Annotated in this window: 16 protein-coding genes and 1 pseudogene; 9 read left to right on the forward strand and 8 right to left on the reverse strand. The window is 69.2% G+C overall.

Annotated elements, in window-relative coordinates; all coding sequences use genetic code 11:
- Positions 1-111: 111 nt before the first annotated feature.
- Together ACTHL4_RS11250 and ACTHL4_RS11255 are read right to left on the reverse strand one after the other, a co-directional pair.
- The gene (locus ACTHL4_RS11250; RefSeq protein ID WP_440282856.1) at positions 112-876 is read right to left on the reverse strand and encodes an SDR family NAD(P)-dependent oxidoreductase; all 765 of its coding nucleotides are present in this window, start codon (positions 874-876) and stop codon (positions 112-114) included.
- Positions 873-2,048 carry an acyl-CoA dehydrogenase family protein gene (locus ACTHL4_RS11255; RefSeq protein ID WP_440282857.1) on the reverse strand — a complete coding sequence of 392 codons (1,176 nt, stop codon included), beginning with the start codon at positions 2,046-2,048 and terminating at the stop codon, positions 873-875. The genes ACTHL4_RS11250 and ACTHL4_RS11255 overlap by 4 nt, the downstream gene beginning before the upstream one ends.
- 198 nt (positions 2,049-2,246) lie before the next feature.
- Between ACTHL4_RS11255 and ACTHL4_RS11260 the strand changes: the two are divergent.
- From ACTHL4_RS11260 to ACTHL4_RS11270, 3 genes and pseudogenes are all read left to right on the forward strand, one after another.
- Positions 2,247-4,292, forward strand: a pseudogene (locus ACTHL4_RS11260) (DUF6421 family protein).
- Complete coding sequence (locus ACTHL4_RS11265; protein WP_440282858.1) at positions 4,292-4,993, forward strand: SDR family oxidoreductase; 702 nt, start codon at positions 4,292-4,294, stop codon at positions 4,991-4,993. Before ACTHL4_RS11260 ends, ACTHL4_RS11265 begins: the two are co-directional and overlap by 1 nt.
- Complete coding sequence (locus ACTHL4_RS11270; RefSeq protein WP_440282859.1) at positions 4,990-6,057, forward strand: threonine aldolase family protein; 1,068 nt, start codon at positions 4,990-4,992, stop codon at positions 6,055-6,057. The genes ACTHL4_RS11265 and ACTHL4_RS11270 overlap by 4 nt, the downstream gene beginning before the upstream one ends.
- Before the next feature lie 20 nt (positions 6,058-6,077).
- Here the strand turns inward: ACTHL4_RS11270 and ACTHL4_RS11275 are convergent, their stop codons facing one another.
- From ACTHL4_RS11275 to ACTHL4_RS11285, 3 genes are read right to left on the reverse strand one after another with little or no spacing between them, the layout of a single operon-like run.
- Positions 6,078-7,130, reverse strand: coding sequence for an SIS domain-containing protein (locus ACTHL4_RS11275; protein ID WP_440282860.1), 1,053 nt, complete (start codon positions 7,128-7,130; stop codon positions 6,078-6,080).
- The gene (locus ACTHL4_RS11280) at positions 7,123-7,938 is read right to left on the reverse strand and encodes an SGNH/GDSL hydrolase family protein (protein ID WP_440282861.1); all 816 of its coding nucleotides are present in this window, start codon (positions 7,936-7,938) and stop codon (positions 7,123-7,125) included. Before ACTHL4_RS11280 ends, ACTHL4_RS11275 begins: the two co-directional genes overlap by 8 nt.
- Positions 7,935-8,612 carry a uracil-DNA glycosylase gene (locus ACTHL4_RS11285; protein WP_440282862.1) on the reverse strand — a complete coding sequence of 226 codons (678 nt, stop codon included), beginning with the start codon at positions 8,610-8,612 and terminating at the stop codon, positions 7,935-7,937. The genes ACTHL4_RS11280 and ACTHL4_RS11285 overlap by 4 nt, the downstream gene beginning before the upstream one ends.
- A gap of 56 nt (positions 8,613-8,668) precedes the next feature.
- On the opposite strand from ACTHL4_RS11285, the gene ACTHL4_RS11290 reads away from it, so the two are divergent.
- Both ACTHL4_RS11290 and ACTHL4_RS11295 read left to right on the forward strand, forming a co-directional pair.
- Positions 8,669-10,027, forward strand: a complete 1,359-nt coding sequence (locus ACTHL4_RS11290; RefSeq protein WP_440282863.1) for a pyridoxal phosphate-dependent decarboxylase family protein — start codon at positions 8,669-8,671, stop codon at positions 10,025-10,027.
- A 137-nt stretch (positions 10,028-10,164) separates the two neighbouring features.
- Positions 10,165-10,458, forward strand: a complete 294-nt coding sequence (locus ACTHL4_RS11295) for a DUF3263 domain-containing protein (RefSeq protein WP_440282864.1) — start codon at positions 10,165-10,167, stop codon at positions 10,456-10,458.
- Positions 10,459-10,601: 143 nt separating this feature from the next.
- Here ACTHL4_RS11295 and ACTHL4_RS11300 read toward each other — a convergent pair whose 3' ends face one another.
- The 3 genes from ACTHL4_RS11300 to ACTHL4_RS11310 are packed head-to-tail and all read right to left on the reverse strand — an operon-like array spanning position 10,602 to position 13,629.
- Positions 10,602-11,828 (reverse strand): acyl-CoA dehydrogenase family protein, encoded by a 1,227-nt coding sequence (locus ACTHL4_RS11300; protein WP_440282865.1) that lies wholly within the window; start codon positions 11,826-11,828, stop codon positions 10,602-10,604.
- 5 nt (positions 11,829-11,833) lie between these two features.
- Positions 11,834-12,883: a phosphotransferase family protein gene (locus ACTHL4_RS11305; protein WP_440282866.1), complete on the reverse strand. Its 1,050-nt coding sequence runs from the start codon at positions 12,881-12,883 to the stop codon at positions 11,834-11,836.
- Positions 12,883-13,629, reverse strand: a complete 747-nt coding sequence (locus ACTHL4_RS11310; RefSeq protein ID WP_440282867.1) for an SDR family oxidoreductase — start codon at positions 13,627-13,629, stop codon at positions 12,883-12,885. The genes ACTHL4_RS11305 and ACTHL4_RS11310 overlap by 1 nt, the downstream gene beginning before the upstream one ends.
- A gap of 101 nt (positions 13,630-13,730) precedes the next feature.
- Between ACTHL4_RS11310 and ACTHL4_RS11315 the strand changes: the two genes are divergently transcribed.
- The 4 genes from ACTHL4_RS11315 (at position 13,731) to ACTHL4_RS11330 (ending at position 20,904) form a co-directional block, all read left to right on the forward strand.
- Positions 13,731-14,873 carry a CaiB/BaiF CoA transferase family protein gene (locus ACTHL4_RS11315; protein ID WP_440282868.1) on the forward strand — a complete coding sequence of 381 codons (1,143 nt, stop codon included), beginning with the start codon at positions 13,731-13,733 and terminating at the stop codon, positions 14,871-14,873.
- A 232-nt stretch (positions 14,874-15,105) separates the two neighbouring features.
- Positions 15,106-16,737 carry a chaperonin GroEL gene (gene groL / locus ACTHL4_RS11320; protein WP_440282869.1) on the forward strand — a complete coding sequence of 544 codons (1,632 nt, stop codon included), beginning with the start codon at positions 15,106-15,108 and terminating at the stop codon, positions 16,735-16,737.
- A gap of 144 nt (positions 16,738-16,881) precedes the next feature.
- Complete coding sequence (locus ACTHL4_RS11325; RefSeq protein WP_440282870.1) at positions 16,882-18,783, forward strand: potassium transporter Kup; 1,902 nt, start codon at positions 16,882-16,884, stop codon at positions 18,781-18,783.
- A 105-nt stretch (positions 18,784-18,888) separates the two neighbouring features.
- On the forward strand, positions 18,889-20,904 hold the full coding sequence (locus tag ACTHL4_RS11330) for an NADPH-dependent 2,4-dienoyl-CoA reductase (protein WP_440282871.1): 2,016 nt from the start codon (positions 18,889-18,891) through the stop codon (positions 20,902-20,904).
- Positions 20,905-20,932 lie beyond the last annotated feature (28 nt).

Raw genomic sequence — 20,932 nt, forward strand, 5'->3', positions numbered from 1 at the left:
TGTGGGCCCCCCCGGGGCCCCCCCGCCCCCCCCCCCCCCCCCCCCCCCGGCGCCCCGGGCGGGGGCCCGCCCCAAGCGGGAACGGCGCTGCGAGGAGTGGAGTCAGACGACTCAGCGCGGCGGCATCCGCAAGGCGCCGTCGAGGCGGATCACCTCGCCGTTCAACATCGGGTTGTCGACGATGTGTCCGACGAGCGAGGCGTATTCCTCCGGCCGGCCCAGCCGCGAGGGGTGCGGCACCTGCGCCTCGAGCACCGACTTCACGTCGTTCGGCAGTCCCGCAAGCATCGGGGTCTCGAAGGTGCCCGGGGCGATCGTCACCACACGGATTCCCTTGTCCGCCAGGTCTCGCGCGGCGCTCAGGGTCAGTCCGACGATGCCGGCCTTGGACGAGGCGTATGCCGCCTGGCCGATCTGGCCGTCATACGCGGCGATCGAGGCGGTCATGGTGATGACACCGCGGTCACCGTCGGCAGGGTCGTTTCCGGCCAACTGCTCGGCCGCCAGGCGCAGCACGTTGAAGGTGCCGACGAGGTTGATCTGCACGACCTTGCTGAACGCCTCCAGCGACAGCACACCACGCTTGCCGAGGACCCGTCCCGGAGTCGCGACGCCCGCGCAGTTGACGACGATCCGGAGCGTGCCGAGACCGGCCGCAGCGTCGATCGCCGCCTTGACCTGCTCCTCGTCGGTGACATCGGCGGGGACGAACCTCGCTCTGTCACCGAGGGATCCGGCCACCTCCGCACCCTTGGACGACGGCAGGTCGAGGATGACGACCGATGCGCCGTCGGCATACAGCTTGCGCGCGGTGGCCTCGCCGAGGCCCGAGCCGGCGCCGGTGACCAGCGCGACCGTGGTGGAGTCGATCTTCATCGTGCGGAACCCTTTCCTTCGGTGAGTTCACGCAGCACATGCCGCGAGATCACCAGTCGTTGGATCTGATTGGTGCCCTCGAAGATCTGGGTGACCTTCGCCTCGCGCAGGAAGCGCTCGGCCGGGAAGTCCTGGGTGTAGCCGGCGCCGCCGAGCACCTGCACCGCGTCGGTCGTGACCCGCATCGCGGCGTCGGTGGCGACCAGCTTGGCGACCGCCGCCTGCTTGGAGAAGGCGCGGCCCGCGTCCTTCAGCCGCGCCGCGTGCAGGTAGGTCGCGCGCGCGGACGTGACGGCGGCTTCCATGTCGGCGATCAGGAACGCCAAACCCTCGAAGCTCCCGATCGGCTGCCCGAACTGCCGGCGTTGCGAGGCGTATGACGCCGCGAGGTCCAGGGCGGACTGCGCCAAACCGGTGGCGGCCGCGGCGATGCCCAGGCGTCCGGCGTCGAGTGCGGCCAGGGCGATCTGCATGCCCTGACCCCGCTCGCCGATCATCCGGTCGGGTGCGACCATCACCTTGTCGAAGTGCACCTCGGCCACCGGGTCGGCGGCGAGGCCCATCTTCCGTTCCGGCGCGCCGAAACCGAGCCCTTCGGCGTCGGCAGGCACGACGAAGCAGGAGATGCCCTTGCCGCCGGTGTCGTCGGTGCGGGCGAAGGTCGTGTAGTAGTCGGCGTGGGCCGCGTGCGAGATCCAGCTCTTGGTGCCGCTCAACGTGGCGCTGCCGTCGTCGGCGACGGCTGCCCGGGTGCGCATCGACGCGATGTCCGATCCTGCCTCGCGTTCGGAGAGGCAGTAGCCGCCCAGTGTTTCGCCGCCGAGGATGTCGGGGAGCAGCGCCGCGCGCTGGTCGTCGGTGCCGAAGCGGTCGACCGGGTATGCCGTCAGCGAGTGCACGGACACCCCGATCGCGACACTCATCCAGGCGATGGCGAGCTCCTCGATCACCTGTAGACAGACCTCGTAGGGCTGGGCGCCACCGCCGAACTCCTCCGGATAGGGCAGCGACAGCAGTCCGGCCCGCCCGAGCGTGCGGAAGGTGTCGCGCGGCGGTGTGGCGGTGCGTTCCGCCTCGTCGACGTGTGGGGTCAGTTCGCGTGCGGCGATCTCGCGGGTGAGCTCGATCAGGTCCGCCGCATCTGCCGTGGGAAGGATGCGTTCGACCGGCATGTCTGGGAGCGTAATGCGCGTCACATCCGATGCCGCAGGCGGGTTGGAGACTGTAACTTTTGCGGTCTACGATGGATGCAACAACAAAATCTTCTATCGATGACGAAGGATGTGACTGAAATGAGCGTCTTCCCGAAGGTGATCGTGGAGCAGGCCCACAGCAGCGCCTGGGCGCTGACCCGCGCGACCGCCGCCACGATGAACCCCGCCAACCCGGCGGACTCGTCCCTGGAGAAGGCCGCCGACACGCTGCGCGGCCGCGGCTTCGACGTCGTCGGCCACGAATCCGGTCACCTCGACTCCGCGGCGCTGTCCGGCGCCGACGTCCTCGTCATCGACCACCCGGCCGCCCGGGGAGCGGAGAAGACCACCGGCGACCTGCCCCCGGTGCTGGAGCCTGCCGAGCTCGACACGATCGTCGACTTCGTCGAGCAGGGCGGCGGCCTCGTGGTCCTGGCCGAGTGCGACCAGGACGTCTACGGCAACAACCTCAACGAGCTGCTCGCCCGCTTCGGACTGCACGTGACCAGCACCACCGTGCACGAGTCGGCCGAGGGCGGCCGCCGCTTCCACGACAACGCCACCTGGGTCCTCGCGCAGGTCGAGGGCGGTCTCGGGCAGGGCCTGCTGGCCGGTGTCGACGAGCTGTGTTTCTACCGGGCCGGCGTCATCGACGTCTCGGGGGCGCCGCAGGCTCAGGTCCTCGCACGCACCAGCGGATCGGCATACCCGGCTCGCCAGCCGCTGGCCGTCGCCCTCGAGCACGGTGCCGGCCGCGTCGTGGGGCTCGCCGACTCCGACCTCGTCGGTGACGACTCGATCGACGAGCTGGACCACCGCCGCTTCTGGTCCAACCTGGTCACCTGGGCCAGCGCCGCACGCAAGCCGGCCGGGACGATCAGCTCCATCGGCTCCGGCGTCGACCGCAGCCCGGAGTGGCTGTCCCTCAAGGGGGCCGTCTGCGAGCTGCGCGAGATGCAGGGCAAGGACGGCTCCATCGAGGACACCGCCAAGCACGCGCGTGCCGCCGAGCTCGTGCAGACCATGAGGACCGAGATCGCGGCGCTGGCACCGCGATTCCCGCACGACGCGGACTACCTGGCCCAACTTCCGCTGGACCTGACGAAGTGGGTCGACGGTGGCTTCGCCGAACCTGACTTCCTCGACTCGCTGATGAAGTTCCGCCCGGATCTGTGTCGCGAGGACGGCATCGAGCACCTGGTCGTCTTCCCGATGTACACCCAGAACGGCAACCTCGACCGCGTCTTCGAGGCGCTGCTGATCTCGGTGCAGTGGCCCGACTGGCTGGCCGAGCTGGAACAGACCTACGACAACAAGATGTTCCTGGCGGTCAACTTCATCGACTTCACGCCGGGTTACGACACCAACTCTGCGGTGCTCTTCCCGGAAACCGTTGCGGTCCGCGAGGTTCCGAAGTTCAGCTGGGGTGCGATCTTCTGCGACCGCGAAGGCGCCCGCTTCCGTCGCGTCGTGTCGGCGGCGGCCTAGCTGCTCTCCCTGCAGCTGCCGCCGGACGCCGAGCGGCTGGTCGCCTCACAGGAGCTGGTGCAGTCGACCTTCGCGATGTGGGACATGATCCACGACCGCACTCACAGCCATGGCGACCTGCCGTTCGACCCCTTCATGATCAAGCAGCGGATGCCCTTCTGGATGTACGCCCTGGAGGAGCTGCGGTGCGACCTCAACACCTTCCGGCAGGCGGTCAGGCTGGAGGACGAGGGGCAGCCCTACGCCCGATTCGTCCAGCTGGCAATCCTTTTCGACCGGTTGTTCCGCTTCCCGATCACCGGTGACCGGCACCGCAACTACGACGGGCTGGGCGGTCAGCTGATGTTCGGCTACCTGCACAAGCACGACGCGCTGCACTGGACCGACAACAAGCTGTCCTTCGACTGGCGGCGGGTGCCGGAGGTCGTCGTGCAGCTGTGCGACGAGGTGGAGACGCTCTACCGCAGCGGCATCGATCGGTCACGTGTCGGGCACTGGCTGGCGTCGCACGAGTTCGTCGCCACGTATGTCGTGCCCAACCCCGGTTCGACCTGGGCCAAGGGCGCCGACGCGTTGCCGTTCGACGGCACCAAGACCAAGGCCCTCAACGACCTGGCGCTCGACGACGAGTTCCCGCTCAACGTGTTCTACGAGGCACTGGCCAAGAAGATGAAGAGCGTCATCGAGTCGACCTCGGGCATCACCGCCTCCACGCCGGACCCCCAGGCCGCCTGATGGCGAGCGATCTCACGGGATCCGTTGTCGTCGTCACCGGTGCAGCGGGCGACCAGGGCCGTCCCACCGCCGCGGCGTTCGCCGCGGCGGGGGCGACGGTCGTCGCAGCCGGCCGGGATGCCGACCGGCTCGCTGAGGTCGTCGCGCTCGACCCGCAGCACATCGTGCCCTCGGTCGTCGATCTCTCCGACGACGGTGCCACCCAGGACTGGGCGAGGGCGTTGCTGGCGGAGCACGGGCGGATCGACGGCCTGATGCACCTGGTCGGCGGCTGGCGCGGTGGCAAGGGCATCGTCGACAGCGATCTGGCCGACTGGGACGTGTTGCACGCCAGCCTGATCCGGACCCTCCAGCACGCCACCCGGGCCCTGCACGACCCGATCCTGCGGTCGCCGCACGGTCGGATCGCGATCATCTCCTCGACCGGGCTGGACACGCCGCGCGCGACCAATGCGGCATACCTGACCGCGAAGGCCGGCGCGGAGATGTGGCTGCGGGCCGTGGCCGACTCCTACAAGGAGTCGCAGGCCGCAGCCACCATCGGCCGGATCATGGCATTGGTGACACCGCAGATGCAGGCCGCGAAGCCGGAGGGCTACAAGAAGTTCACGCCGGTCGCCGACATCGCCGACTGGCTGGTTGCGCTCTACGACCGCCCTGCCGACGAGGTCAACGGCCTGATTGAGACGATGACCCGGTGAACGCTCCCGACAGTTTCCCCGCACCGTTGCACGACCCGACCCAGCGCGGCTTCGCCAGCGACAATTACTCCGGGGTCCACCCGGAGATCCTCGCCGCGATCGTCCGAGCGAACGGTGGCCACCAGGTCTCGTACGGCGAGGACGTCTACACCGATCGGCTGCAGGAGGTCTTCGCCGAGCACTTCGGGCCCGGTGTGGAGGCGTTCCCGGTCTTCAACGGCACCGGCGCCAATGTCGTTGCGCTGCAAGCGGTCACGAAGCGCTGGGAGGCCGTGATCTGCACCGGCACGGCGCACATCCACGTGGACGAGTGCGCCGCGCCCGAGCGGATGGGCGGCCTGAAGCTGATGGTCGTGCCGACGCCCGACGGCAAACTCACGCCCGAGCTGATCGCCACGGTCTCGCTGGGCCGCGGCGACGAGCACCACGCCCAGCCGCGCGTCGTGTCCATCACCCAGACCACCGAACTGGGGACGGCATACACCGTCGAGGAGATCCGCGCGATCGCCGAGCACGCCCACGCCCACGACATGGTGCTGCACGTCGACGGCTCCCGGTTGTCGAATGCCGCTGCCAGCCTTGGTGTTTCGTTTCGGGAGATGATCACCGACACCGGCGTCGACATCGTCTCGTTCGGGGGCACCAAGAACGGCCTGCTCGTCGGCGAGGCGGTGCTGGTGCTCAACGCCGATGTCGTCGACGGGATGAAGTTCCTGCGCAAGCAGTCGATGCAACTCGCGTCGAAGATGCGCTTCATCTCCGCCCAGCTCATCGCGCTGCTGTCCGGCGACCTCTACCTGCGCAACGCCGGTCACGCCAACGCCATGGCCCAACGTCTGGTCGAGGGTGTGCGTGACCTGCCGGGACTGACGGTGCCGCTGCCGGTGCAGGCCAACGGCGTCTTCCCGATCCTGCCGGTCGAGGTGTCGCAACGACTGATGGAGAAGTTCCGCTTCTACTTCTGGGACGAGGCCACCGGCCAGGTGCGCTGGATGTGCTCCTTCGACACGACCGAGTCCGACGTCGACGCCTTCATCGCGGCGATCCGCGCGGAACTGCACTGATTGCTCCGCGGCCGGCGGCGTCAGCGGGTCTGGGTGACCTTGTGCAGACCGCGCGGATGGTCGGGGTCGTAGCCCCGGGACAGGGCCATCAACCGGGCCAGTTGCTGCAACGGGACGATCTGGGCGATCGGTGCGAGTTGCTCCGGCATACCGGAGGGCAGCGTGATGCGCGGCGCCGACTCCGGTGCCAAGCCGGCCGGCCCGACGACGCACACGTCGGCCCCACGGTCGCGCAGTGAGGTGAGCACCGGCTGCAGTGCGGTGCCGCCGCGTCCCTCGGGCACGACGGCGACGACGGGACGGTCCTCGTCGATCATCGCCAGCGGCCCGTGCATCAGGTCCGCGCCGGAGAAGGCGTGACCCGACAGATAGCAGGTCTCCATCAGCTTCAGCGCGGCCTCCCGGGCGGTCGGGTAGCCGAACCCGCGGGAGGTCGTGACCAGCTTGTCGACGAATCGATACCGCGATGCGACGTCGAGCACCGCTGGTATGTCGAGTGATTCGGACACCCACCCCGGCAGCGGCGCGGCGGCGGCGACGTCTCCACCGGCCCACGTCTCGACCAGCAGCCAGAGCCACAACAGGCTCGCGGTGTACGTCTTGGTGGCCGCCACCGCCTTCTCCTCGCCGGCGTCCAGGTGCAGCGCGATCTCCGCAGCGTCCTGGAGGACCGACGACGCGGTGTTGGTCAGGCTGATCGTGAGCGCGCCCGCCGCCCGGGCGGCACGGGTGGAGTCGGCCAGATCCGGTGAGCCACCGGACTGACTCACCGCTATCCAGGCGACACCGTCGAGGCGGGGCGACTCCCGGTAGATGGTGTATGCCGACGTCGACACCAACCCGGCCGGCAGGCCGAGCCGGGTCTCGACCAGGTATTTGGCGTAGAGCGCGGCGTGGTCCGACGTGCCGCGCGCGACGAGGAGAACGGTGTGCGGGTCGTGGGCGCGCAACCGTTGCACCACCGACCCCAGCGCATCGTGCTGCGCGGCCAGGATGCGTTGCAGCATCGCCGGCTGCTCGGCGATCTCGGCTGCCATCAGCGCACCACGTCGGTCGGTCAGCTGATCATTCATGGACGTCGGCTCCTGCCGTGACGGGTTGCAGTTGTGGACGTTTCGCGGTGCGGTCGTCGCCGGAGCTGACGTGCTTGAGGCGGCGCTCCACCCAGGGCACGAGGTGCGTGCGTGCCCACGCGGCGTGTCCCTGCGCGGCCTGCCGGCGGGTCAGGGCGGGTGCGGGCGGCAACGGCACGGCCCAGTCCCGGGCACCGTCCCGCAGACCGAGGGTCCAGGCGGCCTGTTCGGCGACGCGCTGGTGGCCCAGGGTCGACAGGTGCAGCCGGTCCGGTCCCCACATGCGCACGTCGCGCAGCGAGCGCAACGTCCAGGTGTCCAGGACGTACGCGCCGTGACGTTGGGCGATGCCCCAGACGTTCGCGGTGTGTATGGCGACCCGGCGGCCGATCACCTTCAGCACCGGTGCCCAGGTCGGATCGCAACTGGTGGCCATCAGCACGTCGGCGCCGGCGTCCCGGATCCGCGCGACCGTCGCCTCGAGTTCGTCGGCCAGCGCGTCGAGGTCCGCGTGCGGACGCAGGCAGTCGTTGCCGCCGGCGACGATGCTGACCAGGTCCGGTCGGAGCGCCAGTGCGGCATCGGTCTGCCGGGCGGTCACATCGGCCAGTAGTTTTCCCCGGATCGCCAGGTTGGCGTAGCCGAACGGCACACCCGCAGCGGCGTTCTCCGCGGCGAGCACGGCCGCGAGCCGGTCGGCCCAGCCGACATACGCGTCCTCGTCGGTGGGTGAGGGGTCGACCATCCCCTCGGTGAACGAGTCGCCGATGGCGACGTAGCGCTGCCAGTGGCGCGGCCCGGCGTTCACGGCAGACTCCAGTCGATGGGCTCGGCGCCTTGATCCACCAACAGCTTGTTGGCCCGGCTGAACGGGCGGGACCCGAAGAAGCCCGAATGTGCCGACAGCGGCGACGGATGTGGGCTGGTGACATGGGGCACCGCGCCGAGGTGCGGTGCCAGCCCGCGTGCGTCGCGTCCCCACAGGATCGCCACCAGCGGGCCGCCGCGCGCGACCAGGCCGTTGATGGCCGCCGCCGTCACGTGTTCCCAGCCCTTGCCGCGATGACTCGCCGGACTGCCGGGCCGCACCGTGAGCACCCTGTTGAGCAGCAGCACACCGCGGTCGGCCCACGGCGACAGGTCCCCGGTGGTCGGCCGCGCGCAACCGACGTCGTGGGTCAGCTCCTGGAAGATGTTCTGCAGGCTGCGGGGGATCGGTGACACCTCCGGCGCCACCGCGAACGACAAACCGACCGCGTGCCCCGGGGTCGGGTACGGGTCCTGGCCGACGATGAGCACGCGTACCTCGTCCAGCGGACGCTCGAAGGCGCGCAGCACCTTGTCGCCGCTGGGCAGATAGCCGTGCCCGGACGCCAGCTCCGAGCGCAGGAAATCACCGCACGACGTCACCGTGTCGGCGACCGGTTGCAACACCGGGAGCCAGGACGGATGCACGAGTTGTCCGAGGGGGAGCACCGTCATGACGACAACTTAACCGGGCGGCCGGAGGGGCCAGGTCCGCCCCATAGACTTCTCGGGTGCACCGTTTCACCGAAGACACCGCAGAGCTCGGCCGGGCGATCCTGAGGTATGCCGCCGAGCGGCTCTCGCTGGACCCGGTGCCGCTGGACAACACCCGGACCGTCGAGGAACTGGATGCCGTGGCGGGCCGTGCCATCTCGCCGGAGGGCATCGGCGGTCAGTCGGCGTTGCGGCTCTTCGAGGAGGAGCTCGCGCTCGCCTGCCTGTCGATCGACCACCCCCGCTACTTGTCCTTCATTCCGTGCGCACCGACGCGCGAGGCGGCGATGTTCGACCTGGTCGTCGGCGCATCGTCGATCTACGCCGGGTCCTGGCTGGAAGGCGCCGGGGCCGTGTATGCCGAGAACCAGGCGCTGCGCTGGATCGCGGACCTCGCCGGGATGCCCGAGGGCGCCGGTGGTGGTTTCGTGCAGGGCGGCACGATCGGCAACCTGTCCGCGCTGGTCGCGGCCCGGGCGACGGCGCGCGCCAACGCCTCCCGCACCCGGGACGACGCGCGTCCGTTCCGGGTCGCGGCGACCGCTGGGTCGCACTCGTCGATCGCGTCGGCGTGCGAGGTCATGGACGCCGAACTCGTTCCGGTGCCGACCGACGACCAGCTGCGGCTCACCGGGCCGGCGCTGCGCGAGGTGCTGCTGCGGGAAGGGCCCGAGTCCTTCTTCGCCGTCGTCGCGACCGCCGGCACCACCAACCTGGGCATCATCGACGATCTGGAGTCGGTGGCCGCGGTGTGCCAGGAGTTCGGCATCTGGTTCCACGTCGACGGCGCGTACGGCGGAGCCGGCCTGGCCGCGCCGAGCGTGCGCGACCGTTACCGCGGTGTCGAGCTGTGCGACTCCTTCATCGTCGACCCGCACAAGTGGCTCTTCGCGCCGTTCGACTGCTGCGCGCTGCTCTACCGCGAACCCGCGCTGGCCCGGGCCGCGCACACCCAGCACGCGTCATACCTCGACGTCCTGAACGAAGCACCGGACTGGAACCCCACCGACTACTCGGTCGGGCTCACCCGCCGGGCCCGTGGGCTGCCGTTCTGGTTCTCGCTGGTGGCCAACGGCACCGACGCCTACACCGAGGCCATCGAGCACACGCTGCAGGTGGCGCGCTTCGCCGCCGAGCAGATCAAGGAACGTCCCGAGTTCGAGCTGGTCCGTGAGCCGGACCTGTCCGTGGTGGCGTTCCGCCGGGTGGGCTGGAGCGCGCCGGATTACCAGCGCTGGTCCGACGGGCTGCTGCAGCGGCAGGAGGGTTTCGTGGTGCCCAGCGCGCACGACGGTGAGACGATCGCGCGATTCGCGATCGTCAATCCGAACACCACCCGTGAGGACATCAGCGCGATCCTGGACTCGATGCGCTGAGGGCTGCCGCACCGCAGGCAACTCCAGTCACATCTGTCACGACATGCCGACCACGGTGCTTGCCGGAATGACATCGATGTGATTTACCGCCTATCATCGTTCTCGGACATGCGCTGGCGAGCTGAGAGGACTTTCACATGGGCGCCGCAGAGCAGCAGGTGATGCCGTCGGACGACTCCGAACTCAGTGAGCGTGATGCCGCGATCCTGTCGTTCGAGCGCAATTGGTGGAAGCTCCAGGGCGCCAAGGAGCAGGCCATCCGCGAGACGTTCAACATGAGCTCGACCCGCTACTACCAGGTGCTCAACGCCGTCATCGACACCCCGGCCGCCCTGCGCTACGACCCGATGCTGGTCAAGCGGCTGCAGCGGCTGCGGGCCGGCCGGATGCGCCAGCGCACCGCCCGCCGCCTCGGCTTCGAGCTGGACTGAGTGCTCTGACGTCGCTCCAGGATCGGGCGAGTAGGTCGCTACTGTCGCGACTTACTCGCCCGTTTTCGCGGATCTGGGCGAATAAGTCGCGACAGTAGCGACTTGGTCGTCGGTCGTTGAGGTTTGCCGGTGCCCGGGCGGTGTCAGCGGGTCCGGGCGTCGGCCTGGCGGCGTAGCTCGCGCCGGGCCAGCGACGCCTTGTGCACCTCGTCCGGGCCGTCGGCGAAGCGCAGCGTGCGGATGCCGGCATACGCCCGTGCGAGCGGGAAGTCCTGCGACAGGCCGGCGGCGCCGTACAACTGGATCGCCTTGTCCAGGATCCACTGCACGGTCTGCGGCGTCGCGATCTTGATCGCCTGGATCTCCGTGTGCGCGCCCCGGTTGCCCACCGTGTCCATCAGCCAGGCGGTCTTGAGCACCAGCAGCCGCAACTGCTCGATCCGCACCCGCGCCTCGGCGATCCAATCCCGTATGACGCCCTGCTCCGACAGCGGCGTGCCGAAGGTGGCGCGGGCGTCGGCGCGCTCGCACATCAATTCGATGGCCTTCTCCGCCAGTCCGATCGAGCGCATGCAGTGGTGGATGCGACCCGGGCCCAGCCGGGCCTGCGCGATGGCGAAGCCCATCCCCTCGCCGGCGATCAGATTGCTCGCCGGGACACGGACGTCGTGCAGCTCCAACTCGGCGTGACCACCGTGGTCGTGGTCGTCGTACCCGAAGACCTCCATGCCCCGCTTGATCACCAGGCCAGGGGTGTCGCGGGGGACCAGGATCTGCGACTGCTGCCGGTGCCGCTCCGCGCTCGGGTCGGTCTTGCCCATCACGATGAAGATCTTGGCATCGGGGTTCATCGCACCGGTGATCCACCACTTGCGCCCGTTGAGCACGTATTCGTCGCCGTCGCGGTCGATCCGGGTGGCGATGTTGGTGGCGTCGGAGGAGGCGACGTCCGGCTCGGTCATTGCGAAGGACGAACGGATCCGGCCGCGTAGCAAGGGTGTCAGCCACTGCTCCTGCTGCTCGGGGGAGCCGAACTCCGCCAGCACCTCCATGTTGCCGGTGTCCGGCGCCGCGCAGTTGAGTGCCGCCGGTGCCAGGAACGACCGTCCGGTGATCTCGGCGATCGGGGCGTACTGCAGGTTCGTCAGGCCGGCGCCTCTGTCGCCGGGGAGGAAGAGGTTCCACAGGCCGGCGGTCCGCGCCTTGTCCTGCAACTCCTGGAAGACCGGCACCCGGCTCCACGCCCACGGGTCGTCCGATGCCGCCAGTTGCTCCTCGAAGACCGGCTCGGCCGGCGTCACCTCGGCATCCAGGAAGTCACGGACCCGAGCGCGCAGGTCCTCGGTCGTCGGGTCGAAGCCGAAATCCATTGTGTTCACTCGCCTTTCGGTCCAGTGGTGTAGTCACGTATGACGTCGAGCCCCGCCGCGAGCAGCGGCACCGTGGCGTTGCCGATGTCCTCGAAGCCGGACCCGAGCGTCTGTCCCTGCTGATGCCGGTAGTGGATGCCCTCCAGGATCGCGGCGAGCTTGTAATAGGCCAGCGCCTCGTGGAACGCCAGATGACTGACGTCGCGGCCGGACCGCTCGCTGTAGCGCTGCACGATCTCCTCCCGCGTCGGGTGCCCCGGCGCTCGGGAAACCGTCGAAACCGCCTGCGGCGCAACGTCGGCCAGTGCCTGGTAGACCAGCAGCAGCGCCACGTCCGCCAGCGGGTCACCCAGGGTGGCCATCTCCCAGTCGAGCACCGCGCTGACCCGGTCGGCGTCGTCGATCAGCGTGTTGTCCATCCGGTAGTCGCCGTGCACGATGCCGGCTCCGCCGGACTGCGGTATGGCGCCGGCCAACGCCCGGTGCAGCTCGTCCTCACCCGGCAGGTCGCGGGACCGGGAGGCGTCCATCTGCCGCCGCCAGGTGCGCACCTGGCGTTCCAGGTAACCGTCCGGCCGGCCGATGTCGGCCAGTCCGACCGCGGCGGGATCGACGGCATGCAGTGCGACCAGTGTGTCGGTGACCGCGTCGGCGATCGACCGGACGCGCGCTGCGCCGAGCGGGGCCAGTTGTCCGGCGGTCCGATAGGGGGTGCCGGACGCCCGCTCCATCACGTAGAAGGGCGCGCCGAGCACCTCGGCGTCGGTGCAGGCGGCATACATCCGGGGCACCGGGACAGCTGTGTCGTGCAGCGCCGCCATCACCCGGTGCTCGCGGGTCATGTCATGGGCGGTGGCCAGCACGTGCCCGAGCGGCGGGCGGCGGACGACGACCTCCCGGGTGCCGTCGGTGACGATGTAGGTCAGGTTGGACTTGCCGCCGACGATCAACTCCGCATGCAACGGACCGTCCAGCAGGCCGGGGCAGTCGGCGACCAGAAACCGTTGCAGCGCCTGCAGATCCAGCCCGGGCACGTCCGTGCTGCGGTCGCTCATCAGATCCCACCGGCGAGCAGGACGCCTCCGTCGACGGTGAGCGTCTGCCCGGTCATCCAGCCGGCGTCGTCGGAGAGCAGGAAGGCGACCACACCGCCGATGTCGTCCGGGACGCCGAGTCGCTTCAGGGCGTATGGCGCGGCGACCTTCTCCTCACGTCCTTCGTAGAGGGCCTTGGCGAAGTCGGTCTTGACGATGGCCGGCGCCACCGCGTTGACCCGGATGCCCGGGCCGAGTTCGAGCGCGAGTTCCTCGGTGAGGTGGATGAGCGCCGCCTTGCTGACGCCGTACATCGCGATGCCTGGAGCGGGCCGTTGCCCGGCGATGGAGGCGACATTGACGATGGCGCCGCCGTGCGCGCCCTGCCACGCCGCGCGGATCTTCTGCACCCAGGACAACGCGGCGATCACGTTGACGTCCATGATCTTTCGCGCGACGCCGGGGTCGATGTCCATCAGCGGACCGTAGGCCGGGTTGATGCCGGTGTTGTTGACCAGCAGGTCGGCGCTGCCGAAGTGTTCGAGTGCCGTGGCGATCACCTCGTCCTGGTGGTCGGTGTCGTCGGCGCGCCCGGCGACATACCGAGCGCGGTCGCCCAGCGAGGTCGTCGCCGCGGCGAGCGTCTCCTCCGTGCGGGCGGTGATCACCACGTTCGCACCCTCGAGGACGAGCCGCTGCGCGATGGCGAGGCCGATGCCGCGGCTGGCTCCGGTCACGATGGCGGTCTTGCCGGCGATGCCGTTCATCTGCTGCTGACTCCTCGGATCGGGTGACCTGCGGCACTACAGTAAGTGCTAAGCAAGCGCTTAGTCACTGACTCATTCTGAGCGAGCCCCTGGGAGGCAGCATGCCCGGTCCCTTGGACGGAGTACGGGTGGTGGAGCTGGCGGCGATCGGGCCGGCGCCGTTCGCCGGCATGCTGTTGGCCGACCTCGGTGCCGACGTGATCAACGTCGGCCGCCTCGACAACGGGGGAGGTATGCCGGCCGCGGCGCACCGGGTGCTGCTGCGCGGGCGCCGCTTCGTGCACTTGAACCTGCGGCATCCGGCCGGTGTCGAAGTGGTGCAGGACCTGGCACGCACTGCCGACGTGTTCACCGAGGGCTTCCGTCCTGGCGTGGCCGAACGCCTCGGCGTCGGGCCCGACGACCTGCTCGGCGTCAATCCGCGACTGGTCTATGGCCGGATGACCGGGTGGGGGCAGGACGGCCCGCGTGCCGACGAGGCCGGGCACGACCTGGGCTACCTGGCCCTGTCCGGCGCGCTGGCACCCTGTGTCGGCGACGGTGGACGCCCGGTCGCTCCGCTGAACATGCTCGGCGACTTCGGTGGCGGCGGCATGCTGCTGGCCGTCGGGGTGCTCAGCGCGCTCCATGCGGCACAGCAGACGGGGGAGGGGCAGGTCGTCGACGCGTCGATCCTGGACGGGGCGGCGCTGCTGACCGCGATGCACCAGTCCCTGCTGGCCTCGGGGATGTGGCAGCAGCCGCCCGGTGGCAACCTCTTCGACGGCGGCGCGCCGTTCTACCGGGTCTATCGGACGGCCGACGACAAATGGCTGTCGGTGAGCGCGGTGGAGCCGAAGTTCTACGCGCAGCTGCTGGACGGCCTGGGGCTCGATGAGGATGTTGCGGGGCAGTACGACCCAGCGCACTGGCCGGAGCTGCGCGTCACCATCGCCACCCGGATCGCGGCGCGCACGCGCGAGGAGTGGGTCGAGGCCTTCGCCGGCCGCGACGCCTGCGTGGTGCCGGTGCTCGAGCCGGACGAGGCCGCGGCCGATCCGCACCTCATCGCGCGGGAGGTGTATTTCGACCGTGGCGGCATACGACATCCGGCGCCTGCGCCGCGGTTCAGTGCGACGCCGACGGAGCTGCCCGAGGAGTCACCGGACGACCAGACCGCGGAGGTGCTGGGCGAATTCGGCTACACGCATTCCGACCTGCGGCGGCTGGCCGGCGCCGGAGTGATCGGGCCGCTCCGGCCGTGACGACGTGCTGCCTGCCGGCCCGGGCGGCGCCGTGCTGCCGGTGCGGCGTGCGTTTGCACTCTCCCTGCGAGAGTGCCAATAATGGGCCTTAGCACTCTCCTGGTGAGAGTGATAGTTCGGATGTATGGCGAGGGTCGGCCTCGCGGGGCTCGGACAGTCCCGAGGGCATGGCTCGTCCGTCGCGGGCGCCATACGACTGACTCCGCAACAACACGTGAGGATTGGACTGCACATGGCCAAGACCATTGCATTCGACGAGGAGGCCCGGCGCGGGCTCGAGCGGGGTATGAACACCCTCGCCGACGCCGTCAAGGTCACCCTCGGCCCGAAGGGCCGCAACGTCGTCCTGGAGAAGAAGTGGGGCGCCCCCACGATCACCAACGACGGTGTGAGCATCGCCAAGGAGATCGAGCTCGACGAGCCGTACGAGAAGATCGGCGCCGAGCTCGTCAAGGAAGTCGCCAAGAAGACCGACGACGTGGCCGGTGACGGCACCACCACGGCGACCGTGCTCGCCCAGGCCATGGTGAAGGAGGGCCTGCGCAACGTTGCCGCCGGTGCCAACCCGATGGCCCTCAAGCGCGGCATCGAGGCCGCCGTGGGCGCCGTGTCCGAGGAGCTGACCAAGGCGTCCAAGGAGATCGACACCAAGGAGCAGATCGCCGCGGTCGCCGGCATCTCCGCCGGTGGCGACGCATCGGTCGGCGAGCTCATCGCCGAGGCGATGGACAAGGTCGGCAAGGAAGGTGTCATCACCGTCGAGGAGAGCAACACCTTCGGCCTGGAGCTGGAGCTCACCGAGGGCATGCGCTTCGACAAGGGCTACATCTCCGGTTACTTCGTGACCGACACCGAGCGGATGGAGACGGTCCTGGAGGACCCCTACATCCTCATCGTCAACTCCAAGATCGGCAGCATCAAGGACCTCCTGCCGCTGCTGGAGAAGGTCATGCAGTCCGGCAAGCCGCTGGTCATCATCGCCGAGGACGTCGAGGGCGAGGCCCTGTCGACCCTGGTGGTCAACAAGATCCGTGGCACCTTCAAGTCCGTCGCGCTCAAGGCGCCGGGCTTCGGTGACCGCCGCAAGGCCATGCTCGGCGACATCGCGATCCTGACCGGCGGTCAGGTCATCTCCGAGGAGGTCGGCCTCAAGCTCGACACCGCGGAGCTGGACCTGCTGGGCAAGGCGCGCAAGGTCGTCGTCACCAAGGACGAGACGACCATCGTCGAGGGTGCGGGCGACGCCGACCAGATCGCCGGCCGCGTCAACCAGATCCGCGCCGAGATCGAGAACTCCGACTCCGACTACGACCGTGAGAAGCTGCAGGAGCGCCTGGCCAAGCTGGCCGGCGGTGTTGCGGTCATCAAGGTCGGCGCCGCCACCGAGGTCGAGCTCAAGGAGCGCAAGCACCGCATCGAGGACGCCGTGCGTGCGGCCAAGGCATCGGTCGAGGAGGGCATCGTCGCCGGTGGCGGCGTGGCGCTGCTGCAGGCCGCCAAGGGCGCCTTCGACTCCCTCAAGCTCGAGGGTGACGAGGCCACCGGTGCCAACATCGTGCAGGTCGCAGCCTCCGCGCCGCTGAAGCAGATCGCTGCCAACGCGGGCCTGGAGCCGGGCGTCGTCGCCGCCAAGGTGGCCACGCTGCCCGTCGGTGAGGGCCTCAATGCCGCCACCGGCGAGTACGTCGACATGCTCGAGGCCGGCATCCCGGACCCGACCAAGGTGACGCGTTCGGCGCTGCAGAACGCCGGCTCCATCGCCGCGTTGTTCCTCACCACCGAGGCGGTCATCGCCGACAAGCCGGAGAAGGCTCCGGCGATGCCGGCCGACCCGTCCGGCGGCATGGGCGACATGGGGTTCTGAGTCACCCCACGAAGTTTCTCCTCCGCTTCGCTCCCCCGAATACTTCGCGGGGACCCCGAACGAGGACAAAGACTTCATCGCAAACGGCCGTCCACCCCCGGGTGGGCGGCCGTTTCGCACCGTGGTGGTGCACAATCGTCCCTTGTGACAACGCCACAAGCGGCGCAGCCGCATCGCGCCAAGCTCTGGACGTTGACCCTCGGCGCGCTGGGTGTCGTCTTCGGCGACATCGGCACCAGCCCGCTCTACTCGCTGCAGACGATCTTCTCGCTGGACCACAACAAAGTGTCCTCCTCGCACGAGGACGTCTACGGCGTGATCTCGCTGGTCTTCTGGGCGGTCACCATCGTTGTGAGCATCAAGTACGTCGTGTTCATCCTGCGCGCCGACAACGACGGTGAGGGCGGCGACCTGGCCCTCGCAGCGCTCGCCCGGCGCGCCGTGCCGTCCGGCGGCAAACGGTTCGCGCTCGTCATGGTGCTGGGCGTCTTCTCGGCGTCCCTGTTCAGTGGCGACAGCGTGATCACGCCGGCGATCTCGGTGCTGTCCGCGGTCGAGGGGCTGGCCGTGCCGGCGCCGGGATTGCACGACGTCATCCTCCCGATCAGCGTGACGATCATCGCCGTCCTGTTCGTGGTGCAACGCTTCGGCACGTCCGTGGTCGGCAAGCTGTTCGGGCCGGTCATGGTCCTGTGGTTCGTCACCATCGGCGTGCACGGCCTGGCCAAGATCATCCCGAACCCGGCGATCATCCGGGCCCTGTCGCCGACCTATGCGCTGCAGTTCTGGTTCCAGCACCCGTTCGTCGCGTTCATCGCGATGGGTGCCGTCGTGCTGTCGATCACCGGGGCCGAGGCCCTGTATGCCGACATGGGCCACTTCGGTCGATCGCCGATCCGGCGCGCCTGGTTCTTCCTGGTCTTTCCCTGCCTGACCCTCAACTACCTGGGTCAGGGCGCGTTGATCACCGAGTCGCCCAGCGCCATACGCAACCCGTTCTTCCTGCTGGCCCCGTCGTGGGCGCAATGGCCGATGGTGATCCTGGCGACCATGGCCACGGTGATCGCCTCCCAGGCGGTGATCTCCGGAGCGTTCTCGGTGGCGCGGCAGGCCGAGCGGCTCGGCTATCTGCCACGGCTCACGGTCCTGCACACCTCACAGCACGAGAGCGGCCAGATCTACATCCCGTCGATCAACTGGTCGCTGTTCGTCGGTGTGCTGGCGCTGATGCTGACCTTCCGCACGTCCGCACACCTGGCGACGGCATACGGCCTGGCGGTGACCGGCACGCTGGTCCTGAGTTCCACGCTCTTCCTGGTCTATGCGGAGTCCGCCTGGAAATGGCCGAAGTGGCGACTGCTCCTCGTCGGCGTGCTGTTCTACTCGGTCGAGCTGACCTTCCTGGCCGCCAACCTGGCCAAGGTCATCCACGGAGGCTGGCTGCCGCTCTCGATCGCGGCAGTGGTCGCCACCACCATGTTCACCTGGCGCCGTGGCGCCTCGATCGTCTCCGACATGCGCCGCACGAAGGAAGGCCGGCTGACCGAGTTCATCGACTACCTGCGCGGCTGCGAGGTCACCCGGGTGCCCGGCGTCGCGGTCTTCCTGCACCCGGACGACGAGACGACACCGCTGGCCTTCCGGGAGAACGTGGCGTTCAACCACGTCACGCACGAGAACGTCTTCATCGTGTCGGCGATGTCGCGCAACATCCCGCACGTGGCACCGGAGGACGTGCTCACCTTCAGCAGTCTCGGTGACCCGTATGACGGCGTGGCGCACATCCAGCTCAACTTCGGTTTCCAGGACGACCAGAACGTGCCCGAGGCGCTGCGGGCCGCGCGGGAGCAGGGCATCAACCTCGACCCGGACGAGGCCTTCTACTTCCTGTCCCGGATCAGCGTGCAGCACGGATCGCTGCCCGGGCTCAGCAAGTGGCGCAAGCGGCTCTTCCTCGGTATGGCGCACAACGCCGCCAACCCGGCGGTTTACTACGGACTGCCCGAGGACCGGACCGTCGTGATGGGTGCCCAGGTCCACTTCTAGGTTTCGATACGCCGCTCGTTCCTCGCGGCTGCTCAGGGCGCTCAACCTGCAGTAGCTACTCGTTGGTAACATCGGCCGTCACCAACCTGAAGGGCGGCCCCATCCGTGGCATTCGACCGACTCCTGGCACCCATCGAGATCAGTGGCGTGCAGCTGGCCAATCGGGTCGTCATGGGCTCCATGCACACCGGTTTCGAGGACCGCAGCAAGGACTTCGGCAAGCTGGCGGCATACCTGGCCGAGCGTGCCCGCGGCGGGACCGGACTGATCGTGACCGGTGGATTCGCGCCGAACGTCGAGGGCTGGCTGCTGCCGGCCGGTTCGCTGATGGCGACCCGCCGCGCCGCCGAGAAGCACCGGGCCGTCACCGACGCCGTTCACGCCGAGGGCGGCCGGACCCTGTTGCAGGTGTTGCATTCCGGCCGTTACGGCTTCCACCCGTTGATCCGTTCGGCGAGCGGCCGGAAGTCGCCGATCACGCCGTTCCGTCCCCGTGCGCTGTCGGCCAGGGGAGTGGAGCGCACGATCGACGCGTTCGTGCGTGCGTCGCGGCTGGCCGCGCTCGCGGGGTATGACGGCGTGGAGATCATGGGCTCGGAGGGCTACCTGATCAACCAGTTCCTCGCCGCGCACACCAACGACCGCACCGACGCGTGGGGCGGCAGCGCGGAGAAGCGGATGCGTTTCCCGGTCGAGATCGTCCGCCGGGTGCGTGAGGAGGTCGGCTCGAACTTCATTGTTAACTACCGCATTTCGCTGCTGGACCTGGTCGAGCGCGGCCAGACGTGGGACGAGGTCGTCACTCTCGCCGGCAAGCTGCAGGACGCGGGCGCCTCGATGTTCGGCACGGGCATCGGCTGGCACGAGGCGCGGGTGCCCACGATTGTCACGTCGGTGCCGCGGGCAGCCTTCGTCGACTGGACCGCACGGCTGAGGCAGGCGGTCGATGTTCCGGTCGTCGCCTCCAACCGGATCAACACGCCGCAGGTCGCCGAGGGGATCCTGGCCGCCGGACAGGCCGACCTGGTGTCGATGGCACGCCCGCTGCTGGCCGATCCCGAGTTCGTACGCAAGACCCGCGAGGACCGTGCCGACGAGATCAATACCTGCATCGCCTGCAACCAGGCATGTCTGGACCACACCTTCGCGAACAAGAAGGCGAGTTGCCTGGTCAACCCGCGGGCCGGCCGGGAGACCTCGCTCGTGCTGCTCCCGGTGCCGGCCCAGCGGCGCCGCCGGATCGCCGTCGTCGGCGCAGGCCCGGCCGGCCTGGCAGCAGCGGTGTCGACCGCCGAACGCGGCCACCACGTCACGCTTTTCGAGCGCAACGACCACCTGGGCGGACAGTTCCGGCTGGCCATGCGGGTGCCGGGCAAGGAGGAGTTCGCCGAGACGCTGCGCTACTACCAGCGCCGGCTCGAGGTGCTCGGTGTCGACGCCCGCCTCGGTGCAACCGCCACCCCGGCGGAGTTGAGCGGTTTCGACGACGTCATCGTCGCGACCGGCGTGCGGCCGCGCGTGCCGCGGATCGACGGCATCGATCACCCCAGCGTCGTCATGTATGACGCGCTGCTGCGCGGTGAAGCCGAGGCCGGTCGACGCGTCGCCGTCATCGGCGCCGGCGGCATCGGGTATGACGTCAGCGAGTTCCTTGTGGAGGACCAGCACAAGAAGCTGCCGGAGTGGCAGGCCCAGTGGGGGGTGACCGACGACCCGGCCGCGCCCGGCGGACTCACGGCCACCCGCCCCGTCGAACCACGACGCCAGGTCCATCTGTTACAGCGCAAGCCCGCCCCGTTGGGCAAGGGCCTGGGCAAGACGACCGGCTGGGTGCACCGCGCCGCACTGAGACAGGCGCAGGTCGAGTTCATCGGCGGTGTCACCTACGACCGCATCGACGACGACGGACTGCACATCACCGTGCGGGACGAGGACGGACAGCCGCGCTCGCGGGTGCTCGAGGTCGATACGGTCGTGATCTGCGCGGGCCAGGAGTCGGTGCGTGATCTGGCACGCGACGGCGACGCCGCCCGGCACGTCATCGGCGGTGCCGACGTGGCGGCCGAGCTGGACGCCAAGCGCGCCATCGCACAGGCGACGGAGCTTGCCGCGAACATCTAACCCGTCCCGGCCACACAGCCGCCCTTTC

The sequence above is a fragment of the Flexivirga sp. genome, from assembly GCF_051955415.1.
In the GTDB taxonomy this organism is placed as follows: Bacteria; Actinomycetota; Actinomycetes; order Actinomycetales; family Dermatophilaceae; genus Flexivirga.